The sequence below is a fragment of the Candidatus Lokiarchaeota archaeon genome, assembly GCA_014730275.1.
Classification (GTDB): Archaea; Asgardarchaeota; Thorarchaeia; order Thorarchaeales; family Thorarchaeaceae; genus WJIL01.
Map to the genome: position 1 here is coordinate 14,110 of WJIL01000044.1, position 20,062 is coordinate 34,171.

10 protein-coding genes are annotated in these 20,062 nt (G+C 43.5%); 3 read left to right on the top strand and 7 right to left on the bottom strand.

The genetic code is table 11. From position 1 onward, the window contains the following. Positions 1-87: 87 nt before the first annotated feature. Positions 88-7,446 carry a hypothetical protein gene (locus GF309_05255; protein MBD3158178.1) on the bottom strand — a complete coding sequence of 2,453 codons (7,359 nt, stop codon included), beginning with the start codon at positions 7,444-7,446 and terminating at the stop codon, positions 88-90. Positions 7,447-7,624: 178 nt separating this feature from the next. On the opposite strand from GF309_05255, the gene GF309_05260 reads away from it, so the two are divergent. Next, positions 7,625-9,139, top strand: a complete 1,515-nt coding sequence (locus GF309_05260; protein ID MBD3158179.1) for a hypothetical protein — start codon at positions 7,625-7,627, stop codon at positions 9,137-9,139. Positions 9,140-9,147: 8 nt separating this feature from the next. Here GF309_05260 and GF309_05265 read toward each other — a convergent pair whose 3' ends face one another. The 5 genes from GF309_05265 to GF309_05285 all read right to left on the bottom strand — a co-directional run bounded on the left by GF309_05265 (position 9,148) and on the right by GF309_05285 (position 17,537). Then, on the bottom strand, positions 9,148-10,107 hold the full coding sequence (locus GF309_05265) for a hypothetical protein (GenBank protein ID MBD3158180.1): 960 nt from the start codon (positions 10,105-10,107) through the stop codon (positions 9,148-9,150). Positions 10,108-10,113: 6 nt separating this feature from the next. Then, entirely contained in the window at positions 10,114-12,861 is a 2,748-nt protein-coding gene (locus GF309_05270; GenBank protein ID MBD3158181.1) for a hypothetical protein, read from the bottom strand. 132 nt (positions 12,862-12,993) lie between these two features. Continuing rightward, positions 12,994-14,031: a hypothetical protein gene (locus tag GF309_05275; protein ID MBD3158182.1), complete on the bottom strand. Its 1,038-nt coding sequence runs from the start codon at positions 14,029-14,031 to the stop codon at positions 12,994-12,996. Then, a complete protein-coding gene (locus GF309_05280; protein MBD3158183.1) occupies positions 14,031-14,861 on the bottom strand; it encodes a hypothetical protein in 831 nt (276 codons plus the stop codon). Before GF309_05280 ends, GF309_05275 begins: the two co-directional genes overlap by 1 nt. A 78-nt stretch (positions 14,862-14,939) precedes the next feature. Next, on the bottom strand, positions 14,940-17,537 hold the full coding sequence (locus tag GF309_05285; GenBank protein ID MBD3158184.1) for an FtsX-like permease family protein: 2,598 nt from the start codon (positions 17,535-17,537) through the stop codon (positions 14,940-14,942). 137 nt (positions 17,538-17,674) lie between these two features. On the opposite strand from GF309_05285, the gene GF309_05290 reads away from it, so the two are divergent. Both GF309_05290 and gap read left to right on the top strand, forming a co-directional pair. Beyond that, a complete protein-coding gene (locus GF309_05290; protein ID MBD3158185.1) occupies positions 17,675-18,211 on the top strand; it encodes a hypothetical protein in 537 nt (178 codons plus the stop codon). Between the two features lie 116 nt (positions 18,212-18,327). Continuing rightward, positions 18,328-19,332 (top strand): type I glyceraldehyde-3-phosphate dehydrogenase, encoded by a 1,005-nt coding sequence (gene gap / locus GF309_05295; protein ID MBD3158186.1) that lies wholly within the window; start codon positions 18,328-18,330, stop codon positions 19,330-19,332. A gap of 104 nt (positions 19,333-19,436) precedes the next feature. On the opposite strand, the gene GF309_05300 is transcribed toward gap, so the two are convergent. Beyond that, on the bottom strand, positions 19,437-20,062 hold a 626-nt coding region (locus GF309_05300; protein ID MBD3158187.1), incomplete at its 5' end, for a GHKL domain-containing protein.

Genomic DNA, 20,062 nt, shown 5'->3' on the forward strand with positions numbered 1-20,062 from the left:
TTTAACGCTTTCCCATTGTAATGAGAGCTGACGCAAAAAGACTGATGCCGCCAGATAGTGGCGCCAGTCAGTCTCTAATTACGGTTACTAGTTGTTTTTCTTCATTTTGATGAAGATTATGACGATTACAATGGCAACAGCAGCTCCACCAACAACTAGACCAATCATCAGGATGTTACCATCGCCTGGCGGTGGCCCTGTGGTTGTCGTAGTTCCTGTGGTTGTATCTGTGGTCGTTGTTGTGGTGGTAGTGGTGGTTGTCGTTGTGGTTGCTTCTGTGACTTCGACTGACACGGTATCGGAAACAGAATGCCCCGCTTGGTCGTACACCGTGATTTGTATCGAGTGGTCGCCTACACTCAGACCGTCAACATTGATTTCGATATCCCCGCCGTTCCACTCAGCATTAACTTGGGGCATTCCATCGATTGTAACGTTGTAGTGGCTTGGGGTGAGATCGCTGGCCTCCCACGTAATTGTGTTGCCTGTGCTTCCTTCCTCATACGAGATGTCTTCTGGAGAAGATAGCTCAGGGCTAGTAGTATCATAGTATACTGTGAGATTAACTTCAGCAAGATTGCCCAAATCGTCCATTGATCTCAAAGAGAGCTCGTAACTACCATCACTTCCAAAGCTGGGAGAGAAGGAAAGCGAGGTTGGCCCAATTGTTTCATTCTCTAACAGGGAGCCATCCACAAAGGCTGCTGTCCAGACTACGGAGGATAATGCATCCGAAGCGTCCACAGACCACCATGGATTAGGATCCGTTGTGACGGTTCCATTTGCTATCGATGGTTCAAGCTCTGGGCCAGTGTTGTCTATGGTTATCTGGATTTGCTCATCATACTCGTCAACAGAGTTCACAGTAGCGGTAACTAGCAGAATGTAAACCCCATCCGTATGTTGAGTAGTATCAAGGTTGAATTCAATTTCTCCATCAGTACCCGTTTGTACTTCGGTGCCGTTGAGGGTTATACTGGTACTAGTTGTAATCGATCCATCATAGTAGAAACCTGCATAGACATCGATATACACCGATACGTTAACCATGCCGTTCACAAAAACACTGTCGCTTGGTGCGTGAATGGTCACATATGCAGTGTACTCGACAGGATTGGCCATGAGAGGCAGGTAGTCATAAAGATTTGACATGTGACCTGGGAGCCTGAATGGGTCATCTCCAATCCCATCATGGTCCGCGTCAGTGCCATCATGGTTGTACCAATAGTTGCCATAGTCTGATGCGTTGAAGTGCAGATCAGTCACTCTGAATGAATCATCAAAGTAGTAAGATGTCTTGAAGGCATTGAGAGTGAAGGTAAAGTTCTCAGAGCCGGAAATGAAGTTGATGACTGTATCATCAAAGGTGTTACCAATGAAGTAGTAGTCATCCCCAGAGAGTTCCAAATCAGTATTCACCGTTGAGTTTGCCAAGGTGACATTGTCAGAATGCCGGATGAAGAGATTATCTAAATAATGGAATTCTCCAGACACAATCGTCACATTGCTGGACTCAATAACTGCAAAGGAATAGGTCTCGAAACCTGAGGTTGTTACATCTGACACGTTGTAGAACGAGTAGATTGGTAATCCTTCAAGCATGTTACTAGTATCAATGTCAATATGGATATCTGTGCCATGGACATCGTAGTAGTCGATTCCTGTAGTTCCAATGCTAGACATTATACAATCTCTCATGGTCATATACGGTTCAAGGAGATACAGACCAACATCACAATTGGTCAAGACGGTCTCGTTCAGATACAAACCGCCGCCAGTTCCAGAGGTGTCAATCGAACCAATATAGATTCCTCGATCACATCCATCAAGGGTCACATCAATCATTGTGAGATTGTTGTAATTCAACAGACGTAGACCCGTACCAGATACTGTGGCAACATCCACATTGCGAACAGTCACATTGTGAGTGTCATCCAGAGTGACAGCATAACTGCAGGAAACTATGGTCTCGTTCTCAATGACAAAATTATGACTATGAGAGATATGGATTGGATAGGCGGTATCCGAGTAGGTGTTACCTGCAATAATGCAGTCGGTGAAGGTGTTGTGTGTAGTAATACCGTACTCACAGTCTTCGATAATCAGGTCCATGAAGTACGAATCGGTCAGAGTTTGGATATCTACTGCTTCACCGCAGTATTGGAAAGTGTTCCCAATTACATAGGCGGTAGAATCAAGGTATCCGTAGAAGCCAGTTTCACATCCATAGAGTAAGGAGTTAGTGACATTGACATCTATCGGTCCGAAAAGCCTGATACCTGTTGAGAAGTTGTAGAACTCACAAGTATCTATGATTCCATAGGAGTAATCGTCGATGAGAACTCCTTGAGTACCGTTGAATCCGTACAGATTATGCAATTCGAAATGATCAGTATAGCTGTCCAGTTCAAAGCATGTACCACTACCAAACATCTCAATGTGTGTGTTGATGATTGTAGCATTATCTACGTAATAGGTGCTGATGCCACGTGTACCAATGAAGTACCCGTCAACATTATCAACAAGAATAGTGACAGCGGTATTTCCATCCAGACAGTAGTTTGTATCATTGAATACGGAATTCCTTACTGTAAGGACACCACCCGTATGATCGTAGTATACTCCAATCTCACAGGAGTAGACAAAGATGTCTTCAATAGTTACATCAGTTCCTTCCGTGCGAATAGCCATGTCATCAACAGAATAGAAGAACCAGTCCCGAATCGTCATGTTGCTAAAGGCATCTATGAAGATCCCGTGATGTGCAGCACCATTAACAGTGCAGTTAGCAAACTCGTAATCACCAGTTCCTCCACCAAGGAGTGCGACACCATCATAGACGTCAACCCACGTTACATTGGTCAATGTCAAGTCCAGTGTTCGTGTCAACAACCAGTGCTGATTGATCAGATATGTGTCAACAACATAGACTTCAGAACCGATATTCGCAGTAATCTTGTAGCGATAGCTGGAATTGGTTGCTCTTAGAGTTGCGTTCGTCACATGGAGTTTGCCACCATCATAGACTGTTATTGTCCTGTAGGTTGCAGTTTGAGATGAGTTCATCCATAGTCGCGTGCCTTCCAGATAGAGGTCAGCATAGACATCAACATCTCCATTCATCGTGAAGTTAGTATTCAAAGCGATGGTAGACCTATCAACAGTCCATTCTGTGGAAGTAGGTAGAGCACCATATACCATGAGGGGTTGATTGTCTACGATATCAGATATTGCTGAACTGTAAGGTGTATCTCCTACGAGATTACCATCGTCATCTACGCCATCATAATCATAGTAGAAATTGCCAAAAGTGCCGTTGGTGTATGTGTTGGTTACTGAACCGAATTCATCGATGTGCCAACCGTTTTGCACAAAGGCATTGAGATAGACATCTGTACCGCTGGATGCGACATAGAGTCCTGTGCCAGAGATTGCAACAAACTTGTTGTCGATGATGTTGTTATCGGGTGAACCCGTACTGATCCAGACACCATAGTTGGTGCACATTGTGAACTCTGCCAATTGAATTGTACATTCTGATGAAGCTGTGATATTGACACCAAGGCCAACATTCTCGTTGTAAATGTCGGTGACATTACAGAGGGTACAGTCGTTTATCAGAAGTGCAGTATCACAGTCGTAGAATGAGATAGTGCTGAGGTCAAGACTGACTTGGTATAATTCCATTCCAATGGGTGAATCATGAATGCTTACATCACTGAATGAAACCGCAGTCGAATTCACAAAGAAACCAGCGTTTCCATCACCGTAACCGCACCGATTTACGGAAGCATTATCTATTTCCAACCAAGAACCAGACTTTAGGTAGAATCCATAGGTGGCATCAGTGTTGTTAGCAGTGAATACTGCACCACTCAAAAGAGTCAGAGAACAACCATCTTCGATAATGATTGGTTGAACACTTGCTGCATCAGACTGGAATTCTACATACGTTCCTATCAGCGTAAGATTTCCGCCGTCATAAATGTACATTTCTTGTTGTGGAAAAGCTGAACAGTTCAATGCAATGAGATGGAAATTAACCCCCCATACGGTATCAATGACGTTGGGGTATGATAGGAATTGCGGCATGCTAAGAAGCAATGCATGATTGTCATAATAACCAGATGTCACTTCATAAGGTACATCCGCAATCCATGGATTTCCGCCAGTGGAATAGCTATCACAGTACTCTGAACCACCAGAGCCTGATGGACCCCAGAAGTTGCCATGAGTGCCATTGTCAAAGACATAGGTTCCAGTACCAACGAAATTACCATCCTGATTATCGTAGAGGATATTCATCCAGAATGTAGAACTGTAACTCCAGTCACTGTTGAATCCATAGGCTCCACTGTCAGTAATTCTGTTGTTGTAGATAGATGCGTTATGAAGATCCACCAGGTAGATTCCATCACCAGAACAGTTCGTAACGATGTTATTGTGGACCGTAATGAAATAACCATGGTCATCAATACCACCATCGTACCCTCGTACACGAATACCATAGCCACCAACTAGTTCAATACTATTGCCAGCTATTAGAGAATCGTTATCCAAACCAAATGTGACGATACCATTCCCAGTAGCATTGGATATCTGATTATCTATTATCCAAGCTGCGCTTATATCTGAGTCTACGTTGATTGCAGTGCCAGAAGTATTTGCAATAGTGTTCCCAACAACGATTGGATTTTTACCATATCGAACTCTGATACCATTTCCAGTAGCATTGACTATCGTGTTACCCGTTATGGTTGCGTTATCACCGTAATCGATGAAGATAGCTTCATCTCCACTCATGTAGAATTCGTTGTTGTCTATGGTTACATTGTCGACTCCATTAGAATAACCCGTATCTGCAACGAATCCACTGTAGAATGTACTGTCGCTTATTTCGAAGAAGTAAGTATCACTGTCCATGTTCCAGGTAATGTCGTTGAAAGTACAATTATCGAAGATAGTGTAGTTTACGCTAGATGATGATCCAACATCAATCGTTGCAGATTCAAAGAAGATGTCTTGGAAGGTGATGTGAGATGAAGGCCCTTCCAGATAGACATTGCCATTTGCTTCACTACCCGATATGACACAATCGCTGGTGTCGTCAATCCATAGCTGATTGTTGAATGTGTTATTATCTCCACTACAGCTATCAATATAGAACATCTTACAATCTCCGCCAAAGACGTTGTCATCAAGTACTAGATCCAAATAGTACTGAGTTCCGAGAAGTGCAAGACCTCTAATATCGAAATCTCCAGATAGGACAGTATTGTTGATTATCTTCACCAGAGGTGTCTGTTCGCCATATGTTTCCATTGCTGTAACGAGACCCCCTTGACCCAATTCACTGTTACTGATATTCACAGTAGTATATTCGGAACTAACTACTGTCACATTTAGAATTGCATTAGAGATATTGCAGCTATCCATCGTAAAGTACTGTTCATAATTGAAGCCAAGTTGAATGTACGGTTCTATAGTAACAGTCCTGTCTGAATCTCTAGCTGCAATGGTGTTGTTAGCGAAATTCACATTTGGCCATTCAAGCGTGAAGACATTTGTATATGTACTGTCAGCCTTGACATCTTCAAAGATGTTGTTCTCAATAGTGCAATGACCAATTGGTGTCCAATGGTCTCTCCCCTCATAATCAGAATGTGCTGAAATTATCATTCCAGGAATATTTGAAAAGGTGCTATTTTCTATGTCAACAAATCTAGCTGAAATGGTGAAGTCATCTTCAAAGGTATCATCGTTGATATTACTTATAGAAGAGTCTAGTGCTCCAAAGTAAAAGACATCATTGAAATGGAAATCACCCATCTCCACTGAAGAACCGGAGGTTGTTATTTCAGCGTCTTGAAGCCAGAATATTGAATTCTCGCCAAATGTGAAGGTATCCCCTGTAGTGCATTCCAGAGTGTTTGAAATGAGTAGAATCGAACCAGCAGGTCCGGTTACTTCCACATTACCGTATATTGCTAAGTCATTTCGAGTAAAGATGTTAGGTATGTCTGTCTCCCACTTGCCAGATGAAGGCGGAAGGGCACCGATCATGAGAGAAGGATAATTATCAGTGATGTTGACGTGAGGACTGAACGATAAATCTCCAACCCATGGATTTCCTGAAGAAGCTGCACCAGTGAAATTGTCCCAGAGATTGCCATGCGTTCCATTATTCCAGCTTATCAGGTCATCATTATTCAAATCTATAGCATGTTGATTGTTATCCATAAACGCATTGAGGTAGATGACTGGAGCATTTGTTACCTCATCGACCTTGAGTCCAATATTGTTTGAGAATAGAGCATTTCCATGAACAAGAGCGCCATCAGCATCATCAAGATGAATTCCATTTCCAGTATTTTCTAGAATATTGTTCCATCGTACTGTGCTATTTCCCCACAGCACTCGAATACCTGCACCAGTGTGATTCCAAATTAGGTTTTTTTCAGCAATAGTTCTGTTTGAAGCTACTAGGTCTATTGCTGCATGTCTTGTGAGCCAGGTTGAACAGCTAAGTATGCGATTTCGTGAGATTACCGCATCCTCGTCTTGAACTTTGATTATTGCATCTAGAAAGGGGCCACATCCTATGAAACGATTATCCGAAATTGTAACATTGCCAGTTATATCAGAAATATCGATAACCTGTCCAGTAGTGGCACCATCGGTATTTACTTGATAGAAATCGTTTGAAAGTATCTTAACGTAACCAGTTAGAACCGCAGAATGTATGAGTCCAGATTTAGCGCGAGGTGAAGGGACAGTCCCCGAACCTTCAAATGATCCAAACCTGCAGTTCTCTACAATGAAATTTATTCCATCTATGAAATATCCTGAGCAGCTGATATGATGGAAATAACAGGTATCAAAATGGGCTGAATGAACACTACTAACTCGGATTCTTCCTGTTCCATTCTGAAACTCGCAATTTGTGAATGTAGCATTAAGAGTGTTATAGTTCATTGTTATTTCGTCAAAACCCATAATGTTGGTGTCAGTCAGTGACACATTTCCGAAGATAGTGAAATTGTAGTACCCCTCACCTACAGCTGCAATACCGCTTCCGTCAAATGTCTTCAAGTATCCACCAACGCTTACATTGACAAGTGAACTGGAATTCTGTAGTTCGATGTTTGTGTCCTGCAGAACCAGTGCACCGGTACTTTCTATGTGGATGTTACCATAGACTTCGATGGTACCGTTGCTTGTGTACTCCGTATATTGACTGATAGTCCAATTTCCAGATCCATCATAGGTGTCGCCTGTCCCACTACTGACGACAGATGAAGAATCGGGGAATGAAACATCGATATCATTCACATCATACTCTGTTCCATATTCTGTATTCGTCTCAGCGGATGGCAGAGAAAGAACAAGGACGACGGATATTACAAAAACTAATGTGATTTTGCTGTACGTAAAATTGACACTCATGGCAACGCGGCACTCCTAGATACTAACCGTTGCCCTCCATTATCAGATATAAACTTCCCGGTGATTCTTTGACTGCCAGATGTCTTCAACGCACGAAAATGTACATTCGATTTCTGCTGTACAGTGAATAATCTACTATCCACAAAACTATCTTTCAAGTAGATAAGCGTAAAAATATATGCTTCAGGAAATCTTCAACATTGAGACATATACAATGCTCGGACTGTTGCATCTGGCGTTGCATGTTCTGATTTATTCGGGATCAGGCATTCTGCTGTACTTCCTCCGCCGGCGCATTTCCCTGATACCATTTTACATTTATCTGGGGATTCTCCAAGTCTTTACATCTCTAATGAGCGGCTTCTATGTTCTGGACATTGGTTGGGGTGCCAGTGTTGGTGGAGGAAGCATTGCATATGCAGCCACACTCTGGGCTGTAATGCTGCTCTACATAATGGAACATGATTTGGAAGCCATCAAGATGGTTATTCTTGGAATAATCGCTATCCAGTTTGTTTTCTTCTTATTGTATCCTTACTTTGGTTATTTGCTTGGCTATGCTGGTTCTACAAATCCGCTCATGGTGCCTCCTGCCCTTTTTAATGTAAGCTTTGGTATTTTCTGGGTTGGAAATCTATTAGCTCTGATTGAAATGGTGCTGATGATTTTTGCAGTGGAGAAAATGAAGAATCTGTTCGCTGATATTCCTTCGGTCGTTCATGTGCTAGTGGTCTATATCGGCGTCATGCTTATTGATTCGGTTCTCTATCCGCTTTTTGCTTTCCCCGTAACGCAATCCATCTCAATAGTCCAAGGGATTGCGTCTCTTATCAGCAAAATCTTTTTGGGTCTCTTTTATAGTGGTATGCTGCTTTTTGCTGGAATTGCTTTGAAATCTCCATATATCCAGAAAGAGGATCGAACCCATCTAACTTTCTCAGATATGCTTACTCTGCCAAAAAGCGATGTGATTCACGCTTGGCGAAGAGCTGAAGAGAATCAAGAACGGGTGAGACTGCTTCTAGACATTATTAGCCACGATATCAGAAATTACTCCAGCAGTAGTCTTGGAATAATTCAGCTTCTTAAGATGGAATATCCTGACTTGAATGAAGGTGTTATTGATAAAATCAACAGGTTACAGCGGATGGAACAACAGTCTATTGCGCTTCTTGAGAATGCTCTAAACTTGGGTACGCTTGAAGATACTATACTTCAAACCCAAATTGTTGATATCGAGTCTACATTTGAAGAAGCTAAATCCCGACTCAAAGAGTCTTATCCTTCCCTATCATTTCGGTTTACTGGTGAAGACACACTTGAAGGGAAAAATGTAGTTTGCAATAAGCTTCTAGAACTCGCAATATACAACATTCTCTCAAATATGGCCAAGTACCGAAAGCAGGAATCAGAAGAAGTCATCATTGATGTCGATACACTTGTGGATGATGAAACAGTAGAGGTAATTCTCTCAGATCATGGTATTGGTATGGACGAGGAAGAGAAAAAGCATGCGTTTGATAGTCTTCAAGAGCGTCCTCGACATCAACGGTTTGGGTTGTTACTAGTCAAATCGATATTAAATCAATCTGACTGTGACATCTGGATAACCAACAGACCAGATGCCCCTGATGATTACACGGCTGGCACCTCGTTCCATCTTGTGTTTCCGCGAGCAGAGGCTACCGATTGAAACCAAAATTATAATCTTCTAAGCGTCTCATATGAGCCGTACCCATCTGTTCTATCGTTGAGTTTGAATTTTCCGAACGATTGAACAAGCATAGATTCCCTTCCTGAACGGTCAGTGAAAGGTACGGGCACAATTCGTCCCGGTTCTCCTGTGAGCTTGTATGTAGTTCCCCTCTTGTCTTTGAGTTCGAGTTCTGTCCTTAATGGGAATATTTCGTCATCTCGGAACTCATGTGAAAGAACCTCTATATCACGAAGTGGAATGTTTTCCCCTTCCCGGAAGATGAAACCTCCTGTTGCCAATCGTCCATCTTCTGCAATTACGGCTGCTGGGTTCACTGCGAGATGCTCATCAAACCATATAACGAAGTAGAACCAATTGCCTACACCAGTCCAGTCTCTGATGCCATGAGTGTGATCTCGCTGCCCCATCACATCTTTGATAGAATAATGGTCTTTACCAAGCTCTATTGATCCGGAAATCTTTGCTATTTGTTCCCAATGCTTATCTCCCGATTTCTTCCCCAATTCAAGCGACTCACTTGTCATGTGCTCACTGTACTCATAGGGCTCATTGATTGGATCGAAATTCAGGTCGATGTGGGTTTGTAGGAGGTCAGATATGATTTGCGGGTTTTCTCTTGCTTCGGGGAGATTCTCTGAATCTTCCACCACAACCAATGATCCGTCAAAAGAATATTTCCACGTTCCATCTGATTTGGGCTGATGAGATACACCGCCGACCTCGAGACTATCTGGATAGGATTTACCTTCATCGGTCGTATGAAAAGCTGCAACTGACCCATCCGGCAGAAAGAGAAACAGAAATGTCATACCTTCTGGCCTATTTGGTTTGAAGCCAACTCTGCTCATGAGTCCCAATTCTGTCTTTTTGTCATAGAACAGAAAATAGTAGCTCTCGTTCCAGTTAGCATCCTCTGAAGTTGGTTCATGTGTGATTTGTTCCATGTTGATTTAATCCCCGTTGTGAATGATAACTTCCCCTTTGTAACCGTCAATGGTAACCATCTGGCCTGTGGTTACTAGCTTACATGCACGACTGATATTTGTTACAGCGGGAATCCCGAATTCTCTTGAGACTACAGCTCCATGTGAAAGAAGGCCACCAGTTTCAGTCACCACGCCAGCTATCTTCGAGAAGACAGGGGTCCAGCCTGGGTCAGTGCGTGGGACTATGAGAATCTCTCCCTGACGAACTTGTGGAACTTGATTCACCGTTTCTAGCACCCTAACGGGACCGCTTACGCGGCCATGACTGGCTGGTATTCCGGTTAGAATGCCGCCCTCGCTAATACAGAAGACAGCATCGTTGTATTCTCGATTACCTTTGAGGAATTTCGGTGGTGTAGTATCTTCATAACTCTTGAATTCGTGAAACCGTTCTTCTATGGTTTCTGCAAGCTGAGCTAGTTCAAAATCACTCAACTCATCATAAACGATTTTTCTAATTTCCTTTCTGTGGAAGAAGAAAATTCTAGAGGCCTCTGGAATGATATTTTGCTTTTTCATTCTATACCCCATTTCCAAGAAAACGGCTCTGTTACGGGTTATCCATCTATCAAGGTTGAAGCGCTGATCCTCTCTGAATTTGATATAGCGTCTGGCAAAGCCAAGGATAGTGGAAAAGAGTTCCCATTTTATTCTTCCAAACCTTTGGGCTTTGATTTCTCTTCTTACCTTGTTTTCAGCAACTATCCTTCTCCTCTTGGGGTCGTGAGAAGTAGATGTGGTTTGTTGGTCGCGAACGAGAGACTTGAGAATATCAAATACATATTCTGGTGCTTCACCCCATCTTGGGTAGAACGGTTCTCTGGTGAATCCCCGCTCTCCAAATTCTTGTAAGAATTCATCGAACGCACTCATGAATAGCTTCACAGAATCATGTTTCTTTTCTTGCAGATGATTATACAGTGACTCAGAAGGATACTCTGTTATTACTTCTCGAATCTTTGGGCTGGAAACGGCTATTTCCGCAAGTTTGTTCACTTCTTTGTTAATTTCGTTTGTTTTGTGTTCTAACCCTGAAATGAGTAGTGGATAGTATGTTCCTGCCTTCCTTCGACCGAGGAACTTGCCAAGCAGGTATTTCGTAAGCAGATTCATGCCGATATTGTGAACTGGAATGCCGTATCGAACCATGCGGAAATGCGTCATCATCTCTCTGTCCAGTTCGTCCGCCAAGTGCATGAGATCTTTGAGTGTAGCTTCCTCAGCTTTTGATTTCAATGTGGAGTCGAATTCTCTGCAATAAGGAATGAAAACATTGCTGGTCCATTGGTCATAAGATTCTGCAGTTTCCGTCAATGAACCCCTAGGGTCATACAGCATAACTCTAATCTCTGCCATGAGACGTCCCAGCAGATTGAACGGCATTTCCCTCATTGTTTCTTTGCCATAGGGACCATCCCCGTCGGGGAAATAGTTCAGAACATCTTCAGATCTTATGAACGGAGGAATTTCATTCCTGACTTTTTCTCGTAGGACATCTAGATTGAAGTAGACATGGGCTTTGTGGAGTTTGAGAAGCTCGTCAGGCATGTCCTTGTAGCCCATTATCGAATTCAGCTCTTTGTTTACGATATAGGTCAGCTGATCTCCTAGAAGGTCGAAGAATAACGGAGTAACATTGTCATTCCAATAATCGTCACTATATCCCCTTGTCCATAGAATCTCTTCTTCGTCATCCTTGGTGCTTGTTGTTATTGGACGAGATTGCAGTATACAGATTCGATCGTCCTCATCGATTGCCCATTCGATATCTTGTGGACTCCCGAATATGGACTCCAATTCCTTGCCAATCCGGGCCAGCTCTATCGCTTGATGGTTGGTTATTGACGGAGTTTCAGATTCGTTACTGGTAGCATTAACAGCAGTGATTCCCCCCTCTCCATCTTGAGATAACGGCTTCACCACAACGCCCTTGATTCCAATCTGGGTTTCTTTTACTCCGAAGCTTTCTACCTTACTTGGTTGCTCTTTTTCCAATACAAAGCGGTCTGGTATGGCCTGGCCGGAAACTACAGACTCGCCAAGCCCGAAGTTGGATTCAATAACAATCCTATCGCTCTTCGTTGATGTCGGGTCCCTTGTAAAGAGTACACCTGCAGCCTTTGCATCTACTGTTTCTTGAATCAGTATCGCAAGCTTAACCTCGAGGTGGTCAATCCCATTGCGCTGCCTATAGGAAATCACTCTTGGTGACCACATCGATTGATAGCATTTGACTAACGCCTTGGCTACCTGCTCCTGATTCTTGATGTTCAAAAATGTCTCATACTGCCCTGCAAAAGAGGATTCAGGCAAATCTTCCGCTGTCGCTGAGGATCTTACAGCAACCGCGTCTAGATTCATTTCTTGATACTTTTCCGAGATTAGTGCGAGTATTTTATTCTCCAAATGGGCTTCTGTGATTGCCTCGCAGATTGAGTCGGAATACCGTTCAACGGATTCAGCATCATCAAAATTAGTATGATTCAATAATCTGGCGATGGTATCACCGAGATTCTCAGATTCTAGTAGGAAATCATACACTGCTGTGGTAAGAATGAATCCTTTTGGCACATGATATTCGTAATCAGAGAGTTCTCCCAAGTGAGCGGCCTTGGAACCTACCAATTCCTTTTCTTTTAGGCTGGCATCTGCCAGATTCATGACATATTCTCTATTGGATATCGTGGCCAGCTCCATGAATGAAGTATTCATTTTTGGAGACTGCGTGGCTTATAACTGTTTGAGATACTCTTTGGGCCAGAGATTGAAGCGCCACCTACCAGTTACTGTTGTAGATTGGCTGCTCTATGCCTTCCATTGGGAGTGTCTATGTTATTTCTTGTCTCAATGTACTGCTATCTTATATCCGGCAAGTACGACGATTACTAGCCCAGTGAAACCAATGACAAACAACAAGCCTTGCTGGAGGCCATGGCGCGTTGGCTCCGTATTTTGAGTAGTTATTTTTGGCAAGAAGGGATAATCAGCATTCTTTGTTAGATTCAGACACTCCCCTCTAACATAGGCCGATACGTTAAATGGCCCCGAGGTGAACATCTCTTCATCTGGAGGATGGGGATCCCACGTATTCCACCCAGAAATGCCGATTTGGCTGAAGATGTGCTTGGGAATGATGGGCTTGTAGCTGATTCTTCTAGCTGCCCAAAATGAGCCTGCTTCTAGTTCCACTATCAGGGTATAGGGAGATATTGCATAGACCGTAGTCAGTTTTGTCAAATCTGTACCGAAAGGACAACCCGGCGCGTCTCGGTAGTAGTTGAGTGAGAATGCAACATCCTCTGCTGTAAGCGGTTCGCCATCTGTCCACGTAACATTCTCAATCATGTTATAGGTTATGCGGGTGTGGTTCTCTGGCACGGATGAATTGTCTGCGTGTGTTTCAGTAGTGTAGTCTGTTGCGAACCAATTGATTTCATTACCTTCCGGATCCTTTCGAAGTAGACTGTCATAGAACATCTGGTCAATCGTGTCAGGGACTGGGGAAGTACCAAGCATTAAGTTAAAGCTGTCCACATAAGAAAGACTTGCGATTGGTAATGTGTTCGTAGTTTCGACCTCACCTGTTTCCATGGGCTGTGCTTTGTATGGCATCCACCATGATTCAACCCCTTGGTGATGTCCCTTTACAAATTCTTCAAAACGATCAGTTCTGTATGCAGACAGATACTTGTTGTCGTAGGCGACAATAATGGGAGACTCATACACAATTATTTTCTGAATTTCGATTGCAGCTTCGCGTGCTTCTTCAAATGATTCGGCTTCAAGCAGCTGTTCTTTCCAGTATCTGAAGCTAGCATTTCTCGCTTCGAGAATTTCTTGATATGGCTGATACTGAGAACATAAGCATCCCCATCCACTCACTATAGTCGAGAAGCCAACCAATCCACAGTGAAGTCTTCGAAACGATTCTCAAGCAAACGGATATCGAAGTATTTTGTCTTGCACTTCATATCGTAGGGATCAGCTTGGGCTGCTGACGCATTAATGTGAAGCTCTTTGAACGCATCTTCAAGCGTTTCCGCTACTGCGAATTGTAAATCAGAGTCCCAAGAAGCATCAATCCAGATGTCAAATGGCTCTCCATTAGGGGCCTCTCTATAACCATTTGTTTCATTGATTTCGAAGCCGGCATTATCGAGGAGTGAATTAGGATATTCAATTTTCGCTTCGTAATAATGGTAACCGAGGTCATCCTCCGCGGAGAATGGATTCATCGTGGGAACAGGTGCGTCAAGGGGTTCAGCGTATCCCCTCCAGGTTTCGTTGGCTACCTTTTCTTTATCGAAGGCAAATGCGGCTGCTCGTCTGAGAACAGTCATATTCAACGGATACCTTTCGTAATTGAATAGGAAGAACCCATAGCTATTCCGGTTTGTTTTTACTACGTCTATGTTTGTAGATTCCTCTAATTCTTCGAGATACTGCGGATCAATTGAATCAAGAATGATTTCGATTTCTCCGTTCTGAAGTGCTGCAATAGCGTCTTCTTGATTTTCCGTGATTTTGTACATGACGGTATCTACGTATGGCCCCTGCCTATTGATATCCACATTGTCTGCATCTCCCTCAATAAATAGCAGAGACTGAGCTATCAAGAGTACGAAACCTATCCATGCGAGCAGAAAGAACTGTTTTGGCCTATTTTTATGCAATAGAGAACCACCCTCTCCTGAATGAATATGAATCATCATTGATATTATCTCTTGTGTTGACGAGTACACTAGTATTCTGAATTGACTCGTGTACAATGGATTCACCAATGGATTCTTCTAACGGTTCTTTGCTTTCCTGCCAGCAAGTAGATCCGCTGGATGCTCCTTTGCTGTAGATTTCACGGATCGGTATGTAAGTGCTGTTGATAAGATGACAGATACTATCAGTAGGACCACGATTTTCGGATCTATCAAGATTGGGGGAGCGGAGACGAAACGTTCCATTATTGCTTGAAGATTTGACTGCACGATTAGGCCAACAACGGTACCTGTTACTAGTCCGCCTATTATCGCAACTGAGCTTTCTACAGCTATAGACCTGGCTATGTCTGAATTAGGCATCCCCATTGACGCAAGAAGCCCAATCTCTCTGATTCGTGTAGATGAAATTGCCCAGCTACCGATGAGTGCACTGAGTATCGTCGTTATGACAAGTGTCACCATGGATGCATCAATAGTGGCTTGTATCGCGGTGAGGGCCGCTTCATAGTCAGCTTCAATTGCTGAAATGAGGACACTTTGGATGTTGGGAAACCCTGCAAGTCCATTCATTGTCTTGCCGGGCTTATTTGATCTTATTAGAACGCTTCCTGCTTGGAAAGCTTCACCAACTAGTGAAGACCACGTAGAATTGCTTACAATCACGAAATTTGGTGTCATGATTGTTAGAACAAAGAACGGTACAGAAGAGCCTGCAATTCCCACAATTGTTACATTACCTAATTCTCCGATTGTGATTTCATCGCCAAGTTCAAGATTGCGTTCGCGAGCAGTGTACTCAGAAATAACACCAGTTTGATTCTGCTCTAGGATTCGTAATCCTTTGCTTTCATTCACACTCCGAGATAGACCGATTGAAGCCAACCCTTCGAATTCTGTTGGATGGGTACCGAGCAAGATACCCATACCGCTTTCTTCCTTGAAATGCACCTCGGTTATGAGCTGGTTCACTGGCACAGCCCTCTCTACATGTGGCATTGATTGAATAGCATCGACCACAGGAAGCTCAACTGCGGGGTCCGCATACCCGATGATGTTAGCTGAGGAAACGCCAGCACCCAGACTTCTCTTCCAAGAGGCTGTTACTGCATATCCAACATTGCTGGAAGCTATGAGCAACGTTGTTGCAGCCGCGAAAAGGTTGAATATAACCACACCCACGATTGCATTTCGTTTCAAATTGCGCTTGGAGAGTACTCCAACCACTTCTTTCGTACGATAAGTTAAGGGTTTGAGAATTGATTCCAATCCTGCCAACTTGGGGGAAAGAGCTACTACAGTAAGAAGCAGAATGGGAACGGATCCAATTCGAATTACATCGCTTGAAAACAAGCCGAGATTGAGGAAATCTATTGCCATCTGAATCGCTACAAGCAGACAGAGTAAAGCACTAGTACCAAGAATGATTCTTTGTAGTCTCTTGGATGGTTCGAAGCCAGTTTCGCTACCGCTAGCACTGGTGTGAACTGTTCCTTTTCCAAGATTGTTTGCGATTGATTCTTTAGAAGCCTGCCATGCTGGCACTATTCCGGAAATGAGAGTAATTCCAACACCGAACAACCCTGATGCAATAAGCCCCCAGAAGCTGATACCTGCAGCACCACCGAAGAACGCGGCAGTTGGAGCAAGATAGATGATTCTTGACGTTGCTATAATCAGCTGTAGAATAACACGGCTCAGAACAACCCCAATCACCCCTCCAAGAAGAGCTCCAGTCAGTCCGATAATACCAATTTCAGAGATGAGTATGGACAACAAGTCCTTTCTTGAACCTCCGAATGCAAGTAGGACCCCACTTTCTCGCTTCCTTTGGCTGAAAAGCATACTGAAGGATGAGAATACCCGAAATGCGGCAACAAATACCGCAGCACCAACCAGAGCGAGGAGGATTGTGTTAGCTTGGTTGAGAAACAACTCTGCAATCTTGAGCTGATACGTTTTCAAATTGGTTACTACATATTCCTCACCAAGTATTCCTTCTATGCTCTTGGTAGTTCGACGTGCTGCAAATACATCCTCGATTTCAACCAGAAGCTTGTTGACAGAATGATTCGGATACCTAATTGTGTAGATTTCCCATGCATATTCAAGTGAAACAAAAACTGCTGGTCCGACAACACCTTTGTCGATAGCGAGACCATATCCTGATACATTGAAAAACTGATGACCCGCCGAAGTATCAAGCCGTAATTCTTCACCAAGTGACAGGTTCAGCAGTTCCATTACCTGAGTTGTAACAAAGCAATTCCTACCTGTCAGTTTGTTGGAACCTTTAGTAACATTAAGTCGCCCAATGTCTACTTCTAGCTGATTATCAATTCCAACGAGAAAGAGGGGTAGCGTGGTAGTCTCGTTCTGAAAACTGACAAGCTCTTCTATCCTGGGTATTGTATGGGCTGAATTCGGAAGCTCTTCGACTGATTCCTGCATTTCCTGTGTGATTGGACTTCCCCATTTGGTTGACGAAACAGTCAGATCTACTGGAGATAGCGACTGCTGCATGAACGTGTTAGCACTTGCTTTGAGTCGGTTCGTGCTTGAGACTGCTGTATAAGTTAGGCTGACTGCCAAAGCCACAGCAAGAATCGTAAGTAGGGAGGTGGTCTTCCGCCGCTTGGCGTTCTTCAGACCAATCGATGCTATGGCTCCAATCACGCTGATACATTCTCCATTCGTTACTGTCTTATGCTTCTAGGTTCGAGATGATTACTTAGTCATTTTGTGTATCAGAAATTCCGTAGGAATCTCCTTAAGTAATGTTTCAATTGGTTTTCCAAGGAAGGATTCACCAAATGGACGTGATTAAGGAAATTCATGAGAGAGCTTCACTGTGGACTTTCTTCGGGTTTTTGGTACCAGCGTTAGCTGTTCTTGCATTGATGGGTCTGCTGTTCCAAGCACCGATTCTCACAATTACAGGTGGCCGCCCCATACTTGATGTACGCCCGTGGTATTCGTTTGAAGAGGCAGTACAACTGTTCAATCTGCTTGGTGAAAATGGGAGAACCCTCTACAGCCAGCAGCAGATTCTGGATGCCGTCTTCCCGATTCTTTTTGGAACCGCCTTTTCTCAAGGCATTGCTCATGTGAACAACCTAAGAGGTGAAGAGGATACCGCATGGCGCAAGTTGGTGTTGCTTCCTTATCTTGAGACATTCTTCGACTATCTTGAGAATCTCCTCATTGCCACCCAGCTCATGGCTTTTCCCGCGCTATCCCCGGTTGTGATTTCGTTTGCTTGTATTGCAACAATTGCAAAATGGGTTTTGCTGATCCTCGCCGCATTTTCCTTTATTGCATCAGCTGCGAAGTCAGTTTCCACAAACTGAAAGGCTTGAATCTGTATTGCAATTGAGAATTATGGGTTTGTATGAAGATTCAGAGTGATACAAAGGCAAGTCACAAGAAATATAGAGTACCTAATCACACTTCAATATGAGAGAGTATGACAACGAGAGTTGCAATCAACGGTTTCGGCAGGATTGGACGAAATTACATGCGTGCTGCTATTGGAAGGGATTTCGATGTAGTGGCTATCAACGATATAATGGACGTTGAAACGCGGGCTCATCTGTTTCGGTATGATACTGTCATGGGGAAATTCGAAGGATCAGTCGAAAGAAATGATGATGAATTGGTTATAGAAGGCCATGGAATCAAGATGCTGAATGAGAAGAATCCAGAGGAACTGCCCTGGGATAAGATGGATGTCGATATAGTCATAGAATCAACAGGCGTATTCAGAACTCGCAAGGATTGCGACAAACATCTTGCAGCGGGAGCAGATAAGGTTCTCTTAAGCGCACCTGGCAAAGGCGGGGAAATGCTTACTGTCGTGCTTGGAGTAAATGGTGACGACTACGATCCTGACAAGCATGATGTGATTTCAAATGCTTCTTGCACTACCAATTGCTTGGCGCCCTTGGTAAAGGTGCTTGATGAAGCGTTTGGTCTTCAGTGCGGATTAATGACTACAACTCATGCTGTGACGACAAGCCAGAGGATTCTTGATATGCCACATGGTGACCTCAGACGAGCTCGAGCAGCTGGCTGGAATATCATTCCGACTACTACTGGGGCTGCAAAGGCAATCGACTTGGTTTATCCGGAAGCATCTGGAAAACTAGATGCGATGGCTATGCGTGTTCCCGTCATGGACGCCTCGATAGTTGATATGGTCGTCAATCTCGAGGAGAAGACCAATGTTGAAGGTGTCAACGCAGCATTCAAGGAAGCTTCCGAGAAAGGAGACCTAGCTCCATACCTAGCGTACATTGATGAACCGCTTGTCTCTTCAGATTTTATCGGTGATCCTCATTCCTGCAGCTACGATTCGCTCATGACCCGTGTCATTGGTAATATGGCGAAGGTGCTCGGCTGGTATGACAATGAGGCTGGTTATGCCACGCGCATGGTCGACCTCACAGAAATCGTTGGAAGTAGTCTGTAGAGATTGGTAAAAGTAGCAGATGAAATGATATCTATGGACCTTCTAGAAGTAGGTTCATAGATTCCTCTTTCTTTTCGAGTGTTTCATCACGAAATCAGATTTGTCTAAGTGCCTTCAGCACAATTCAAATACACATGAACTGCGGTGCCGCCCAACTCGGAGTGCTTTATCTCGATACTGCCTTCGTATAATTCAACAATCTCTTTAACCAATGATAATCCCAATCCGTTGTTATTCTTTATACGCTGACTGAGCATTTGATTCTCGATTTGATTCCTAGTTTCTTTGGGGATGCCTATCCCATCATCTTCTACGGAAAGCTTGATCATTGGATTGCAGCGTTCACAAGATACTCTGATTATGCTGCCACCTGAGTGTTCGATTGCATTTTCTACTAGATTGCTCAACAACGGCTCAAGTAGCAGCCCACCTCTAACTTTTAGGTTATTCTTGGGGAATTGAGTTTCAATCGTGATTTGTTTTTCCTGAGCAAGCGCCTGTTTGCGTTTGGTCACGCCTTTAACCAATGAGTTGATAGATATAGCCTGCAATTCTTCGGTTTTCATGTCCCGAAGTTCGCGAATCATGTCTATGACTCGCCCTCCCTCTTCTACAGCTTGGTTTGCTTTGTTCAAGAGAATTTGTTGTTTGTTGTCAAGATTGCTAGATTCTAGGAGATCTAGGCTCGATTGGATTATCTGGCTCTTGTTCGCTACTTCGTGACTCAATA

What these genes read in the sequence shown, in the direction of transcription:
- GF309_05290 (MBD3158185.1), top strand. Translation starts at nt 17,675, where the DNA reads ATGGACGTGATTAAGGAAATTCATGAGAGAGCTTCACTGTGGACTTTC.
- GF309_05255 (MBD3158178.1), bottom strand. Translation starts at nt 7,446, where the DNA reads ATGAGTGTCAATTTTACGTACAGCAAAATCACATTAGTTTTTGTAATA.
- GF309_05270 (MBD3158181.1), bottom strand. Translation starts at nt 12,861, where the DNA reads ATGAATACTTCATTCATGGAGCTGGCCACGATATCCAATAGAGAATAT.
- GF309_05265 (MBD3158180.1), bottom strand. Translation starts at nt 10,107, where the DNA reads ATGGAACAAATCACACATGAACCAACTTCAGAGGATGCTAACTGGAAC.
- GF309_05260 (MBD3158179.1), top strand. Translation starts at nt 7,625, where the DNA reads ATGCTTCAGGAAATCTTCAACATTGAGACATATACAATGCTCGGACTG.
- gap (MBD3158186.1), top strand. Translation starts at nt 18,328, where the DNA reads ATGACAACGAGAGTTGCAATCAACGGTTTCGGCAGGATTGGACGAAAT.
- GF309_05280 (MBD3158183.1), bottom strand. Translation starts at nt 14,861, where the DNA reads ATGATGATTCATATTCATTCAGGAGAGGGTGGTTCTCTATTGCATAAA.